This is a genomic window from Halosimplex carlsbadense 2-9-1, from assembly GCF_000337455.1.
Classification (GTDB): domain Archaea; phylum Halobacteriota; class Halobacteria; order Halobacteriales; family Haloarculaceae; genus Halosimplex; species Halosimplex carlsbadense.
The window spans coordinates 12,732-26,626 of the sequence record NZ_AOIU01000044.1; the positions used below are offsets into that span (position 1 = coordinate 12,732).

Below are 13,895 nucleotides of genomic sequence, written 5' to 3' on the forward strand. Positions count from 1 at the left end.
ACCGCCGATTTCGGTGTATGCCAGAGGCAGTGTGCTGTCTCGTCGTGTCTCTCCCGATAACAACAGTTGGCCCGAGGCGTCTCGGCTGGTGACCCATCGGTCGGGAACGCAACGCCACACCGCTCTGTCGGGGGTTCACCTCTCGAAAGATCGGTTCGACGGCGGTGCGATTCCCGTGGCGACGCATCTGAAACCGGAGTGCAGACCGTTGTAGTGCAGTTTGGAGGTGTTGGGCACCGTAGACGAGAAACAGTAGTTCCGATACCGTGTTTGTCCCGCAGCCCGCAAAGCAAGATTTCGGTCAACGATGTTGCGATCATGGAAAACAGCAGGACGTGATGCAGAGCGTTAGTCTCCGTTCTGAAGCGGCATACAGCCTGAATTTCTGGTCGCTGATCCGAATCACTATCTCATCGAGCGCGACTTGATTCGGGGACCGGCCAAATTCGGACTATAGATCGGCTTATTAGAACTAATCGTTGATTGATTTCCGGCTCTGTTGGGCAATCAAGGCGTTAAGTAACTCTACGGAATTCGATAGCGACAGGACCGCATTGTATGATTGAATACCGAACACCATCGCCAGCTCTGGTGTCCGCTCGCGCTCCACGAAATCCGAATCGATCCAGTCACTATGTCCGCTAAGGCGGCTGATGTCTGGTATCGGCACCAAGGAGTTCGCCGTCTCAGTTTTCACGCTCAACTAAATCACAACTATTGAACTCTCCGAAAATATCGGAGATAATATCCCAAACTTGCAGTCAATGACTTCTTTTTCGAGCTATCTGTGTGGATCGGGCTACCTCACCAAGAGCGATGACGAGGAACACTACCGCTCCGGTCAAAACAACCCTATAAGTCCGAAGCCCCGTCGAGGTGTCTGGCTGTCCTCGAACAATCAATATAAACACGATTAGAAGCGCAATCAGACCAGATACGATCCTAGACCCGGGTTGCCACAAGTAGAGACACCATGCCATACCAGCCCCCAAGACGAGAAGTAGGACAACTGCATTTTCCGGATTGGATATGAGCGCCTCTGGAACCAAGCTGAGCGGGATCCATCCAACCGTCATGATCAGATAACCGAGGAAAGCAACCCACCCATCGAGCGGCGGTGAAGGCCTACTGGGGATTAATTCTGAAATAGATGGATTTCCGCGATAATATCCGATCAAACCAGCAGCTACGAAAGAAAGCCCTCCGAGAAATATCTTCAGTCGGCCACCGGTAAAAACGTAATCTGGTGGGCCTATTATGGTCAGCCATAAGAATACACCAGCCGCAAATGACAGGAGACAACTGTTCTTTCCCCACCCTCTCACAGCAGCGAGTAGTGCTAAGCCTGCTGGAGGATACATGACTTTGACTACGTTCGGATTCAACAAGCTCGTATCTGGAAGTGCAAGAGGGCCAATACCCCAAGATCCCATGCTCCCCCAGACGACGAACAACGCTCCAACTCCGACAAGAATTGTCGCAAAAGATCTATTTTGCATCTTCATCTTTGACTGTTCTGAATCATATGGATAAATCAGTTTTGTGGCTCTTCTGAAGTTGAAGTTAAAACATAGTTATATAATGTGTGGCCGAATAGTATCTTCAGTATAATTTCGGGACCAGATCGTGTTTGTCCGCGATGTAATAGCTTGGACTGGCTATGAGTTCATACTGATACTCCAGATCGTCACCTATTACAGGGCACTTTCTCTGAGATGGGTCGTCTCTTGAATCACCAACACCACCGACGATGTGGCCAATGGCTGATAGCGTTCCTGATTCTCCGTTTTCTGGTGTGAATACAGGCCCTCCAGAGTCGCCCTCCGCAGAGTCAACTTTTAACCGAATTCCAAATCCACCGTCTGAATCCGAAAGCCCACTGTTACAGTATCCATAGGCGCCACTGTACTCAATGGCACTGACGCCACTTACCGCCTCACCGGTAGATCCTGTGACATATCCCTGTGAATACACTTTTTTCGATTCCTCAATGGCAGTTACGAGTCCTTTCCTCGTGAGCCAATCCCCATATTGCCAGCGTTCGTCCTTATCGATCCATTGGACGCCACTCTGGAACGTAACATCAGAGTCTGAGTCAATAGAAATAGTCGTCCAGTCAGCGTTAGTGTCTCCTCTTGTTGTCTCGCCAATATAATATTCACTATCATCTTTATGATAGGTCTTCACTCCAGTCCTCATATTGCATTCAAATGCCCCATCGATATCCGTAACGTGGCCAGCAGTCAGGAAGAAGTCAGAGCCCCCTCCGGAAACATCCAGCATTTGATGGCCTAAGGTTCCAGATCCGTTCGGAGATGAAAAAAGGATGCCACCGCGGACGGGATCAAAGGTCCGGTCTGAATAGATGCAATCACCTTCTACGTCTGTTTTGAATCCGTTCCGTTCTGGGACCTTTTTCACAGGAACATTATTTATATTGTCTGGAACCTTCTCTTTATTTTTATCTGGCACATTTCCCTGGTCATCAGTAGCTACTTCTGCTTCTAGCTGTGTGAACTTCCATTTTTTATCTGAGTCCTCATTTGGAATGATTGCGGTTGCCTTGATGTTTGGATTTTTTCCAGTTCTGTTTTCGAGAGCACGTTTTGCATTTTGCATCCTCTCATAGTTCCATTGGTATTTTCGCTTCGGAACCTTCTTTACTTGTATCGGCTCTTTCTCCTCCCCCCTCGACACTACGACCTTTTCGACAGGATTTCGACCTGCCACCCCGTTAGTAAATGCCACTATACCTCCAACCCCGGCAAAACTCTTGAGAGCCCTTCGACGTGAAATTGTCGACTGGCCGTTATTCACCGACGATTCTGAAGTCGTAGACGAATTTCGATCTTTTTGTGTCATTCTGACTTCGATTTAACGTTGTAATACATGTATTTATTTCTTACTAAATGTCAATTATCTACATTTGAATGCCAGTTCGAAACTCCGGAATTCGAAACTATTCTGCCATTCACGTTTTATAAATAGTGTCTTACCGTCGGTAACAGTACGCGCGAATCCCCGTAGCGGTTGCACACGATAATCCTCTGCAATAAAGTCGTGCTCTCAGTAGGGTTGACCGACTCACAGCACGACCGAAACTATTCTCCGAAGTTGACATAGTCGGTCGGGAACTCCTCGTTCCGGTACCTCTGCTGCCCGATCGTGGTGAATCGCCGCGCCCGGATCGCCGGGCGGTATCGCTCCCGGCCCTGGATGTGCTGGCGGCGGCAGCGGATGTTGGCCGCGACCCACGCATTGTACGCGAACATCCCGTAGAGGTACAGATACGTCCGAAGCGCCAGCTCAGTGGACTTCGTCTTCGGGAGGAAAGTCTCCTTGAAGTCGCCGTACGAGGATTCGATAGACCAGCGATACTTGTAGTACTCCCGCAGCGTGCGGGCCTCGGCTTCGTTCGCATCGATGTTCGTGATGTAGGTCAGCCACCCGGCGTTCTTCTGTCCGAAGTCGATGCGATCCTCTTCGTCAGCCTCTTTGGCGGCCTTCTCCCGGATCTTCTTCCCGGTCTCTGTGTCCTGGCGGTTGTTGACGTACTCGGGCTCGGGCTCGACGCCCGCCAGCTCGTCAAGCGTCCGCTGCGTGTGCCCGGGATCGTCTTCGTCCTCATCGTCATCCTCGTCGTTCCCGGTCTCGGCGAATGTCTTCGGTGTCTCACTCCAGAGGTGCTCGTAGCTACAGAACAGCGTGTTCGTGGTCTCTTTCGGCTTCCCCTTCCCCTCGTTCATCGTGTACTCGTCCACCACGCCGAAGGTCTTGTTCTGGTCCTCGAACTGGTCGGTGTACTTCGAGACCCAATCGTTCGGCACCTGGATGATGAAGTTGAGGCCGCGGTTCTTGATCTCGTTGACGACCTCGCCGGGTGCGAACTCGGAGTCGGCCATCAAGATCCCGATGTCGAAACCGCGGCCCTCCACCTCATCAAGCAAACTCATCAGTCTCCGGCTTCGGTTCTTCGGCGTCATCTGCAACGCGTGCGCGATTTGGAACGGCATCCCGTCAGAGACCGCTTGCGCCGTGAAAATTCGGTAGGCGTAGTGCGTGTTCGCCATCTTCTTTGTCCCGAGCACGCCCGAAACGTCCGAGGTCTCGTTACTCCAGGTCGGGATGTTCGTGGTGTCCACCGCGATCGGGACGCCGCGCGACCGGAGTTCCATCGGGTAGACCGCGTCGAGCAGCTTGTCGGTCCAGTCGTTGATGGTCGCCACCCACTCGTAGATGTCCGGCCTGTAGATGTCGTTCCTGAACGTCTCCGCGTCTTTGAAGATATCCTCGCCCTTCTGCAACCCGCGGTTGTCCGCGAAGTTTTCGAGCTCCGCCTCGGGAGCGCCGCCCGTGTCGCAGAGATGCAAGGAGAAGTCGAAGTGGAGGCCGTAGTCCGTCCACGTCGAGATATCCTCCTGCTTCGAGATGGGCATGTCGTCGCGGCCGATATCCAGCGCACCCTGCGCGTACCCTCGCTTCAGTTCGATGGGCACGGTGATCACGCCGCCGTTGTTGGCGAGACGCTTGTCGTCGATCTCCGGGAAGCGGTAGTCCCGCTGCATCCCGATGGCTTCGATCTTCTGTGCCCAATTCGCGGCGAACTCCTGTGCAGCGCGGCCGAACCGTTCGTTGAAGGCCTTCCGGATGGTGTTCTGGTGCGGGATGCTGTCGAACCCGAATATCTTGTGAATCGGCACGTCATCAACGGCGTTCGATCGCCGAAGGTGGCTTACCAGCTGCGGCGGGTTTCGAAAACCCATCATCTCGTAGTAGACGGCCAGCCGCATCATCTTCATATACAGAATCGCATCCCGGCGCTTCGAGTTGTCGTCGTGCGGCGGGTACGCCCAATCGACGTGCCCGACCAGGACCGCGATGTGGTGGTACCAGTCCGAGTCGCCGAACGGGCTCGGTGCCTTGTCGTTGAGGTCTGACGCGGCGTGTCGGTAGCCCCACTCGCCTTTCAGCCAGTCAGCGTCGGAGTCGAGCGTGACGTACTCTTCAAGCCGCTCGTACGGCGGCGGCAGGTGAGAAACCTCGTCTTCGTCGTCGCCACCCTCGAACACAGTTGTCTCAGTTCAAGCCCGTCAGGTATGAAATACGTGCTGGTTGGTTCTCAGTCAGAATCCGAATCCCGATCCAGAGCCTCGTAGTGCTCCCGGGCGTCTTCCTTGGCCGCCGCCGAGAAGTAGTAGGTTAGCTCCTTCTCGTTCACGCGCTGTTTGTCGCACCCCATCGCCGCCGGGTCGAGACTTGCCAGCTCGTACTCGCGGCGATGCCACGGCATCGTGGTCTCGAACTTCTCGCCGGTCGGACTCGACCGCTCGTACTCGGTTGCGTCGTGGTTCCAGAGGCGGGCCGTGACGACCCAAAAGTCGCCGTCTCTCCCCTGGAACACGTCGTCTTTGTCGTACTCGTAGGCTTCGAGCGTGACGTTCTCCCACCGAAGGCAGTCGTCGCAGAGGCGGTTGTACTCCGAGTTGAGTACACTGCTTGCGTCACGATCTCCGCAGCGGTCGCAGGCCAGTTGGTCGGGCGTCGCCCTCCGCCAATTGCCGCCGCAGTCGGCGCACCGCCCTCCAGGCGCGCTACCCGAGACGTGCTTCCCGCAGCCGTCGCAGACCCATCCCGCGTAGCCGTCGCTCTGGCTCACTCTGAGTCACCTCGCGTGCAGATGTCAACCACCCACTCGCGGATGTCATCGGCGAGTTCCTCGTCTTCGGTGGCCTCCGCATACCGGATCAGCGCTTCCCGAGCTGCCGAGTCGTCTTCAGGTTCGAGGACGAAGCAGTTCGAAACTTCCTCGCCCTCTTTGTATACCTCGTACTTCTCGTAGAGGCCTTGCTCAGGCATGGAAATTCACCTCCACACCGTTGATTTCGAGAACCCGGTCGCCGCACTTCGGACACTCGGTCGTGACGTTGTCGGGGAAGTAGAGGCGACCGTAACCGTCCATCTTGACCCGACTGTTGCCGATGTCGAACGACTCTACCCACCCGTCGCACAAGTCCGGTTCGAGCTCTGGAATCTTGCAACGGACGGTGAGTGTGTCTTCCATCAGCGCGTCCGGAATCTGGTCGAAGTGCTCACTATTACCGTCGGTCTCCCTGACGGTGTTACCCTTCGACATCTTCGGTCACCTCCTGTGAATTTACCAGCCAACGCCCATCACGAACTCGCGCGCCGACGACTACGAGGCCTATCCCGACCAGTGCCACCGCGACGCCGCCGAAGCCGGCGACGTAGCGCGGCAAGCTCGAAAAGAGTGATGCGCCGATGCCGGTGAGTGCGAGTATCCACCCGAACTGCATCATCGGCGTGCTGCCGGTATCTGTCGTTGATTCGTTGTTTGTAGACATCGTATCACGGCGGTAGTCCGCCAGCCAATCCCCGCCGGGGAGTCGAACCCCGGTCCGCCAACCGGGGTCACTCCCGACTGAATCCGATCCGGCTCGTTGCGAAATCAACGAATTTGACGCCCATACCGCGCTCTTCCATATCGTCAAGGAACGCCCGGCCAGCGAGCTTCCCGTTGTCGAGGGAGACGTAGACCTCTTCGCCGCCGTGCTTCCAGCTCCACATCTCGATCTCGGGGTGGTCGTCAAGCAGTTCTTCCACACTGTCCGTCTCGCCACCGTCGTGAGCCATTTCTGCGCTCATCGTTACTCGCCCTCCTCAACGCGGGTGAACGTACGCCCGGTCTCCTCCCACACCATGACCTCGACGCCGTCTTCCCGAGTGAGTTCGACGCCGTAGCGCCCCCACTCGTTCTCCGTGCCTTCGACGATCCCGCGCGTCTGACCGTCTTCCGCCACGTCGGAGACAATCACTTCGTCCCCGGCTTCGAGGTCGCTCGGGTCAACCGCGGCGTACTGTGCATCGTCGGACTGAGCCACTTCTGCGCTCATACTACTCCATACAGTAGCATGGATAATAAGTGTTACTCCAAGTAGTAGCCTACTCGGTGGAGTAACTATTATCCCGTTGGCTACCACAAGTAGTAACATGGGCACGGCAGAACAGCGTGCAATGCCAGAGAAGGACTACAGAGCCATCCTTACCGACCGTGAAAAGGAGATCATACGGGGTGAGGCGGATGTTTCTGACAAGTACTACTACCGCGTGATCACTCGCGTCCGACAGAAGATCGAACAACTGGAAGAGGACCTCCAGGTGCTCGACGACAACCACGACTCACTCGGTGACGAGATGCGCGAAGTCGTCTGTGACGATGGTCAGGAATCTGAGGATTGATGGAACGGTGTCGATTCAACGCCCGCGAAACACCCGACTTTCTTTCACAGAATTATCGTGTGCAACCGCTACGGGGATTCGCGCGTACTGGTAAAGGCCACAAGAAGCAGCCACTAGGTGATTAATTGTGGGAGATCAGTATTAGACCGCTGACCGAGCAACGGATCTGCGTACCGTACGATTACCCGCACAATGCCAGGATCGATGAACTGCGCTATAATCAGCCCTCCACGGCTGAGACTATCAACTCCGCGGTCAACCGCTCGCTCGGCGATGCCGTGCGAGCGCTCGGGTGGTATCGGCAGTTCCGTGAGATTGTCCTGATGTTCGCTATCTCCAACATAGAACCGCTCTGTGAACCACTCTAACCATGACTCAGCATCTATTCAACACGGCATACAATAGTACGAATGGCTTCTGGGGATGGGTTCGAGACGGGGCACGTGGATTCGATCCACGTCAGAGCACTCTGACCAGCTTTTGAGCGCTCAGCGATTCTACAACGCAGCGGCTCACTGTGTCCATCGCGCGTAGCTTTTCTGGGATACCGACTTCTCAGTCAGGCGAGAAAGGGCCCAACTCAAAAGTTGGTTCCCGGAGGTTCCACACCTCTCGATTGCTATCAGTCGTCTCTGCTTCAGCCATCCAGTTGACCGACAATTCCGGATCCAGCTTCCCTCGGTAGCTACCGAAACTGGCGCACCGGGGCTACAGTCACGAACTGGTTCTAAATGGGCGGGTCTACCTATTTGTCGTCGGCCATTTCGTACGTTCATTACTGCTTCAAGGGGACCAGAACTAGACTGGTGTCATCTCGGATTTCGGTGGAACGGCCAAAGAACTGAATGGCTGCGGTACTACCCAGTATCGTTTTGACAGTCCTTGACGAATTACTGTGTCTGATTCACCGCATCCTTCGTCCCGTTCACAACGTCGCCGACATCGATACCGTCGCCGCCCAACAATCCACCATCGTCACCGCTATCGCTCGTTGGAGTGTCGGTCCGCTGGGTCGCATTCACGGCATTCGTCCCGCACTGCAGGATATCCTCAGACACCGACTGTACGGTTCCATTCTGCATCGTCAGATTCGAATTCGACAGCACCCGATCCGCACTGAGATTCCGGGCAGTAGCTACCGCTTCCACGTCGCTCCGGGTCAGGTTGATCCCCATTTCGGTGCTTTTCCTGAGTACGTTCGAAGTCGTCGTCAACATCCCAGCGCGGAGCCCGACGTGAACCTCGCTCATCCCCAGTGCCCAGCACCGGTTCCCGCAGACGTACCGGAGCCGATACAGCCCGACTTGGCTGGCCTTGTTCGTGAGGAAGCGAGTGCCGGCGAATGCCGGTTTGTAGAACGCGCCGGTCGTGACGAGCATCGCGTCCACCCCGAACATGAGCGTCGCAGTCTTGTACTCCACGAGGGCGGCGTCAGTTCGTTGTTCGGCGGCAGCACACGCTGTGTCTGCCATTCGATTGTAGCTGCCGATGAGCGGGGCGTACTTGGCGACGTCACCCGTAATGGCTCTGACATCACCAAAGATCTTGACGGGCGCGTTGCCATCGATCTCTTGGACTATCTGGGCAGCGAAATGCGCTCGGCGGACAGCGTGGTTCGTCGTCTTCCCACCCTCTTTCAACATCGCCGGCCTGAGTTCGGACGTGTAGTTGCTGTCGGCGTTACAGAGCCGCTCGGAGCTGTTGAGTAGGGTTCGTCGCCGGTCAGATTCGTTATCGACGCTGTCGTAGAACCCGGCGACGAACGCTTGGACTCGCTGTCGTTCAGTCTTGTTGAGACCCGCTGATCCAGGTCCGAGACGGTCGCTGTACTGAGAGAGGTTGAGTCTCTGTGCTGGACTAGTGTCGGCTCGCTCGCTCGCTGGCGGCTGTGCCGTGGGTGTCGGATTCGGCGTTGGGTCCGGTGTGACCGGTTGAGGAGTGTCTGGTTGCTGGTCGGTACGTCCGACTGTCGTCGTATTCGAACACCCCGCGAAGACGACCATCATCGCAACGGCGACCGCTAGCAGGTGTGTTCTGGTTAGTTTCGTGTTGAACACGGTTGCTTCGGGACGGTGACAGTCCGCTTGGTAGATACGTCGAGGTCCGGTATATACCTATCCGTGGGTTGGACACTCTTCTCGTGGGATAGTTCTCTCCGGTAGATCGAACATGACTGCGGGTGACGACGAACGTTGAAAGCCCTCGGCGCGCTCGCGGTCACTGCGACGGGATATCCGCGCAAGCGCGGATAGTGGCCCACGCAGGCGACCACGCGGACGCGAGCGCACCTCGCCCTTTCAGTCCGCCAGGCTGACGGCTGGGTACCCGGTCGGGACTGTCGGATGGCTAGGATTCGCGACGGCCAGCCGGGCGCGCGCCGCCCGGCGATACCATCAGTTTCTGATATTATCCAGTCGTCCCCATAGAGGCACCTCCAGCGGGCACCACTGACTGTAGTCAGGATCCAGGTTGCGGTCAGTCCACTCCGCGGAAAGCGTCAGGTCGAGGCCCGACCGGGCCCCCACGATCCTGAGATGGCAGTGCAGTGCTCGGCTTCTTCGACCGCTCTGCCCCGGTCAGCATCCAGCAGACTCGTTATTGAGGGTCCTCGATAGGTGCCCCGGACACGTTCAGGCGGACGCTTTCCAGGCCCTGCTTTGCCTTCTGTTTCGATGAGTAGCCCTGCCCGCCGTCGGCGATGATCTCGCCGTTATCGTGGGCGAGTCGCCAGCGCCACTTGCCCTCATTGTCCTCGTACAGTTCGAACGTCGCGTCGCTCCCCGGCTCGTCGGGCTCGTGTCCGTCGTCGTTCGACTGGTCGACTACCACCGCATCGGCTGCGTTCGTTTTGACGCTCTCGAGTCCTTGGGTGACACTCTGCTTGGCCGTGTACCCCTCGCCGCTGTCGGCGATGATGTTCCCGTTGTCGTGGACGAGCCGCCAGCGCCACTGGTCGTCTGCGTCCTCGTAGCGTTCGAATCGGGCCTTACTGACCGGTGTGTCCGTCTCGATGTCGCCGTCGGCATCGTCCCACTCCATCTCGATATCGAGGCTTGCTACGTCGCCCTCGCGGTCGAGTTCAACCTCAAGCTCCGCCTCCGGCGGGAGGTCGGCGGTCACCGTCTGCGCCTCGTCGACCGGTGCCGGCTCGCCCCGTCCCAGCGCATTTGCAATCCGCCGCAGGTACGTCGCGATGCCACGCCGGGTTCGCTTCGATTCCGCCTGATGTATTGCATCGTCCGACATGCAATCGATTCCTAGAGTGACTCACACATAGTTGTACGTCTCCATCGGATCGCTTTCCAACTACCGTTCGAATCAGAGCGAAGTGTGACGGTCGAGGCGACTCCTAGCCACGATCGCGTCTCGCCCTTTCAGTCCATCAGGCTGGTGAATGCGCCCTTAGGGTTCGCTGTCGGCTGGCCGGTGTGTCGTGACGGCCCGCCCCGCTCGCCGCTTACCGCCCGGAGTGCGCTCGCCACCGACCATTCCGGGCTTTCGGGCGCTCTCCGCACCGCGAGCGCCCGTTCCGGGCCTACTCCGTCCGTTCCGGATGGCGCTGTGCGCGGCGGGCACTAACGCGGCCCGCCGTGCTCGCGCTATCCCGCCCTCGCTGCTCTCGCGCTCTCCACGGCCTCCGCGTGTGCCTTCGCGCCAGCGGGTCTCCCGGTTCGGTCCCGGACTTCCGGAGGCTTCCGGGACTCGGGGACCCGCGACGGACGTGGTTGCGGTCGCGGGCGAAACGGGGACTCCGCTGGACGCGCGCTCCGGGCGGGTCGGCGCGCGGTGCTGGTTGGGTGGCTAGCGTTCCACCGCGGCGCCGCGGCCGAATCAGCACTGCCGCCGCGGCGCCGCGGCGGTGGTGCGCCACGATGGAGCCACAGTCACTCACCGAACACACAGTCGAACAGTTGCTAACCGCGCTGCGTCCCTCCGACCGGCAGCGCGTTGCAATCGCGGAGCTCCGGGCGATGGCCCGCGCTCACGACGAGGACCCGGACGAGGCGGTCCGTCAGTACTGCGAACGGCGGCTCGAACAGCAGTACTTCGACACCGAACAGTTCCTCCCGCCCGCGGCCGACCCGGCGTTCTACTGACGACCCGCCTTTTTGCGCGCGCTCAACGCGAATCTTCCCACCTGCGGAGATGGCGTGTCCCACACTCGTGCTCGCGATCGAATCTCCCCGGGTCAGCGATACGGTGGTGTTGACCGAACCACTCGATTCGGCTACAAGTCGGCGGTCAGAACCTCGTCGGGCCACGATCTGGTTGTCGCCTTCGGGATGACGTCTCAATCACTCACTGACGGTTGGACAGTTCGGAAGCACCGCCGATCGTCCTTTCGGGTGAATTCGAATCTGTGGCTCCCAATGCACAGGACGGTATTTCTTGGGGTACACTCGTCGCATCCGTGGTTAGGTCACCAGCCATCGCGGACTGGACCCTCGATGATACGCATACTCCGTTTGCCTCGATGGCGCGCCTGGTCGAATTAAACAAATTCTCCCGTCTCGAGTCTTGTTGCGGCGCTCCTCGCCTCACCCGGCCGCGTTGCTCGCTACTCTCGCGGCGCGGCCGGGTGGCCTGCGGGCGTCCTCACTGGCGAGTCTCGGCGCGCCCTTCCGAGTACTACGGTGAACGTATCCGCCCACCTCCCTCCAGTCTTCTCCGACGCGCCTTCAGTCGTTGCCCGGGGGGCCACCGGGCATGTGGCGCGCCACTGACGGCGCGCCATTCCGGGCGATCCCCCGGGACGCCTTTGTTCAGGCGCGCCGGAGATTTCCCACAAACCCGGCGGGTTTGATCGTCGAGGGAGCGCGTCCGCCTTGAAGGAGTCGGGACGCGGTTTGCCCTCGGTCGCCGCTCCCGGTCCCCGCGCCACACCGCGGCGCGGCGTGACGGGAGCAGGCTCGGTCGGTGTGCCCGCGTCCTGCCGGGGCCCGCCCGCTCGCTCCGCACCGCGCGAGCGGGTCCCACCCGGCATCGCGGCGCTTGCCGCACCGCAGCGCCGCGACGAATCCAACAAGGCGGACCGTCCTGCTTGCTGTGGCGGCCCGCGGGGCCGCGATCGCTTGCTCGCGTCCTGTCGTCGCTCGCGGGCGCGTCGACGGCCCCGCGGGCCGTCCTCGCGGGCGCACTCCTGCGCTCCGTAGTGTGGGGTGTAGTTGCCTCGGAGGGTCGGCCGAGACGTAGCGGCACCGCCCCGCACGTGAGAGGGTCGGCAGGCGACGAGTCGTCGGCTGGCCGGTGTACGGTCGACGGCGGCTCCGCGGTGGCTACCGAGGTGTCGCGTTCCCACCTCGCGACGCGCGGCGTGGAACGCAGGCCGCACGAGGGTGGTCAGGTCGGCGTCGAGAGCCGCGGCTGGAGAGCCGTGGTAGCAACGGAAGACGCCGAGTGAGCGCCTCCGTGCGGAAATCACAGTCCAAGTGATTCCAATGAACAGTAGCACGCGATTCGGTAGTAAAGTTTCGGACGCACAGACGGACGAACAAGAGGTCGAAGCGGCGGTCGACGAGGGGCCGGAGCTGCGGCGGTCGGTCGACCAGGAGATACAGGGGAAGGTGGATACGAATCACCCCGAGGCCAGGCCCGAGGGCATGACGCTGGAAGGCGAGGAAAAGTTCCGAGCGCGGGAGGCCGAGATTCGAAGCACCCGCCAGCGGCTGGATAGGCGCCAATCCTCGGATAGGGAAGCACGGACGCGCGAGGTGGTCAGGTCACAGACGCGCTACGCCCAAGAAGATCCCCTCGAAGATCCGCGGACCAAGTTGAGTCAGGCGCAGTTGGCGGAAGTGAACAAGCGCGCAGCACAGATAGCTGAGGAACTGGACGAGCGTTCCAGGGCGGGGGCGGCGTACCGACTCGCGAAGAAGGTCGCTGAAGGCGTGGACATGCTGAACGCGGCGCTGCTGGTCAAAGAGGAGTTGCACGCCTCACCTGGGGTGCCAGTCCCCATCGGGACGCTCGAGGAGGTGCCACGGTCGACGGTCGACATCGAAGGTCAGGTTGTGCAGCTGTGGGATGCGGACAATCCCCGGATTCAGCAAGTCGGCTTGATAGAGGACGACTCGGGACGAACGAAGTTCACCACCTGGGAGAAGAGCAGGAAGCCATGGGTCGAAGAAGGGCAGACGGTGCGGCTGCGCGAAGTCGAGAAGAGCTGGTACGAGGGCCGCGTCTCGGTGGCCGTCACCGGGTGGTCACAAATTGAGTTCCCGGAACGCGGGCGGTGGTGGGACGAATAGCAGCCACTGACTGCTCTCATTTTTTGTTTGGTGCCGGACCAGCCCAAGCCCCGCCTCCCCGCCCTCCGCTCCGTGCTCGCTTCCGGTCGTCGCTGCGCGCGCAGCCACGACCGATATCGGTAGATTCCATCTCGTACGCTACCGGACTCTCTTTCACGGTCGCTGAATGGTAGGTTTTTCGCGCCCAGGAGGGCCGAGGGCGTCTCACACCCTCGGGAGCAACTGATTGTCGTGAGTTCCGACGATGACTTGACCGACGTATCGACTGATCGGGCTTCGCTCGCTGTCGTGATCTCCAACTTGGAGACAGGCACTTCGAACGGTGTTCCAGACGACATCGTATCGCTTCGCACTCGTGAGCGAACTCCTCCTGATCCATCCACCCGTGGT

At 59.0% G+C, this 13,895-nt stretch carries 14 protein-coding genes and 2 pseudogenes; 4 read left to right on the forward strand and 12 right to left on the reverse strand.

Annotated features, from left to right (window positions below; translation table 11 throughout):
* Nucleotides 1–121: 121 nt before the first annotated feature.
* The 10 genes and pseudogenes from C475_RS25010 to C475_RS19225 all read right to left on the reverse strand — a co-directional run.
* Nucleotides 122–664 (reverse strand): annotated as a pseudogene (locus tag C475_RS25010) (IS6 family transposase); the annotation flags it as partial.
* A 97-nt stretch (nucleotides 665–761) separates the two neighbouring features.
* On the reverse strand, nucleotides 762–1,505 hold the full coding sequence (locus C475_RS23455; protein ID WP_152436529.1) for a hypothetical protein: 744 nt from the start codon (nucleotides 1,503–1,505) through the stop codon (nucleotides 762–764).
* Between the two features lie 97 nt (nucleotides 1,506–1,602).
* Nucleotides 1,603–2,817: a trypsin-like serine protease gene (locus C475_RS23460; protein ID WP_161625222.1), complete on the reverse strand. Its 1,215-nt coding sequence runs from the start codon at nucleotides 2,815–2,817 to the stop codon at nucleotides 1,603–1,605.
* Between the two features lie 284 nt (nucleotides 2,818–3,101).
* Nucleotides 3,102–5,069 (reverse strand): transposase, encoded by a 1,968-nt coding sequence (locus tag C475_RS19195; protein WP_006885557.1) that lies wholly within the window; start codon nucleotides 5,067–5,069, stop codon nucleotides 3,102–3,104.
* Between the two features lie 50 nt (nucleotides 5,070–5,119).
* Nucleotides 5,120–5,656 (reverse strand): hypothetical protein, encoded by a 537-nt coding sequence (locus C475_RS19200; protein ID WP_006885559.1) that lies wholly within the window; start codon nucleotides 5,654–5,656, stop codon nucleotides 5,120–5,122.
* On the reverse strand, nucleotides 5,653–5,856 hold the full coding sequence (locus C475_RS19205) for a hypothetical protein (protein WP_006885560.1): 204 nt from the start codon (nucleotides 5,854–5,856) through the stop codon (nucleotides 5,653–5,655). The genes C475_RS19200 and C475_RS19205 overlap by 4 nt, the downstream gene beginning before the upstream one ends.
* Complete coding sequence (locus C475_RS19210) at nucleotides 5,849–6,133, reverse strand: hypothetical protein (protein ID WP_006885561.1); 285 nt, start codon at nucleotides 6,131–6,133, stop codon at nucleotides 5,849–5,851. Before C475_RS19210 ends, C475_RS19205 begins: the two co-directional genes overlap by 8 nt.
* Nucleotides 6,120–6,362, reverse strand: coding sequence for a hypothetical protein (locus tag C475_RS19215; RefSeq protein ID WP_152436531.1), 243 nt, complete (start codon nucleotides 6,360–6,362; stop codon nucleotides 6,120–6,122). The genes C475_RS19210 and C475_RS19215 overlap by 14 nt, the downstream gene beginning before the upstream one ends.
* Nucleotides 6,363–6,429: 67 nt before the next feature.
* The gene (locus tag C475_RS19220; RefSeq protein ID WP_049931006.1) at nucleotides 6,430–6,663 is read right to left on the reverse strand and encodes a hypothetical protein; all 234 of its coding nucleotides are present in this window, start codon (nucleotides 6,661–6,663) and stop codon (nucleotides 6,430–6,432) included.
* Between the two features lie 2 nt (nucleotides 6,664–6,665).
* Nucleotides 6,666–6,911: a hypothetical protein gene (locus C475_RS19225; RefSeq protein ID WP_006885564.1), complete on the reverse strand. Its 246-nt coding sequence runs from the start codon at nucleotides 6,909–6,911 to the stop codon at nucleotides 6,666–6,668.
* Between the two features lie 97 nt (nucleotides 6,912–7,008).
* On the opposite strand from C475_RS19225, the gene C475_RS19230 reads away from it, so the two are divergent.
* Both C475_RS19230 and C475_RS23465 read left to right on the forward strand, forming a co-directional pair.
* Nucleotides 7,009–7,257, forward strand: coding sequence for a hypothetical protein (locus tag C475_RS19230; protein ID WP_235728487.1), 249 nt, complete (start codon nucleotides 7,009–7,011; stop codon nucleotides 7,255–7,257).
* Nucleotides 7,258–7,472: 215 nt separating this feature from the next.
* A pseudogene (locus C475_RS23465) lies at nucleotides 7,473–7,625 on the forward strand (IS5/IS1182 family transposase); the annotation flags it as partial.
* Nucleotides 7,626–8,147: 522 nt separating this feature from the next.
* On the opposite strand, the gene C475_RS19235 reads toward C475_RS23465, so the two are convergent.
* Nucleotides 8,148–9,263: a hypothetical protein gene (locus tag C475_RS19235; RefSeq protein ID WP_152436532.1), complete on the reverse strand. Its 1,116-nt coding sequence runs from the start codon at nucleotides 9,261–9,263 to the stop codon at nucleotides 8,148–8,150.
* A gap of 589 nt (nucleotides 9,264–9,852) precedes the next feature.
* Nucleotides 9,853–10,503 carry an HVO_2922 family protein gene (locus C475_RS19240; RefSeq protein ID WP_049931008.1) on the reverse strand — a complete coding sequence of 217 codons (651 nt, stop codon included), beginning with the start codon at nucleotides 10,501–10,503 and terminating at the stop codon, nucleotides 9,853–9,855.
* 626 nt (nucleotides 10,504–11,129) lie between these two features.
* Here C475_RS19240 and C475_RS24055 point away from each other — a divergent pair.
* Nucleotides 11,130–11,354, forward strand: coding sequence for a hypothetical protein (locus C475_RS24055; RefSeq protein ID WP_161625224.1), 225 nt, complete (start codon nucleotides 11,130–11,132; stop codon nucleotides 11,352–11,354).
* Between the two features lie 1,341 nt (nucleotides 11,355–12,695).
* The gene (locus tag C475_RS19245; protein WP_006885568.1) at nucleotides 12,696–13,505 is read left to right on the forward strand and encodes a hypothetical protein; all 810 of its coding nucleotides are present in this window, start codon (nucleotides 12,696–12,698) and stop codon (nucleotides 13,503–13,505) included.
* The last annotated feature ends 390 nt before the right edge of the window (nucleotides 13,506–13,895 follow it).

Coding starts and splice junctions, on each gene's coding strand:
- C475_RS23455 (WP_152436529.1), bottom strand. CDS start 1,505: ATGAAGATGCAAAATAGATCTTTTGCGACAATTCTTGTCGGAGTTGGA.
- C475_RS19205 (WP_006885560.1), bottom strand. CDS start 5,856: ATGCCTGAGCAAGGCCTCTACGAGAAGTACGAGGTATACAAAGAGGGC.
- C475_RS19210 (WP_006885561.1), bottom strand. CDS start 6,133: ATGTCGAAGGGTAACACCGTCAGGGAGACCGACGGTAATAGTGAGCAC.
- C475_RS19215 (WP_152436531.1), bottom strand. CDS start 6,362: ATGTCTACAAACAACGAATCAACGACAGATACCGGCAGCACGCCGATG.
- C475_RS19220 (WP_049931006.1), bottom strand. CDS start 6,663: ATGAGCGCAGAAATGGCTCACGACGGTGGCGAGACGGACAGTGTGGAA.
- C475_RS19225 (WP_006885564.1), bottom strand. CDS start 6,911: ATGAGCGCAGAAGTGGCTCAGTCCGACGATGCACAGTACGCCGCGGTT.
- C475_RS19230 (WP_235728487.1), top strand. CDS start 7,009: ATGGGCACGGCAGAACAGCGTGCAATGCCAGAGAAGGACTACAGAGCC.
- C475_RS19235 (WP_152436532.1), bottom strand. CDS start 9,263: ATGATGGTCGTCTTCGCGGGGTGTTCGAATACGACGACAGTCGGACGT.
- C475_RS19240 (WP_049931008.1), bottom strand. CDS start 10,503: ATGTCGGACGATGCAATACATCAGGCGGAATCGAAGCGAACCCGGCGT.
- C475_RS24055 (WP_161625224.1), top strand. CDS start 11,130: ATGGAGCCACAGTCACTCACCGAACACACAGTCGAACAGTTGCTAACC.
- C475_RS19245 (WP_006885568.1), top strand. CDS start 12,696: ATGAACAGTAGCACGCGATTCGGTAGTAAAGTTTCGGACGCACAGACG.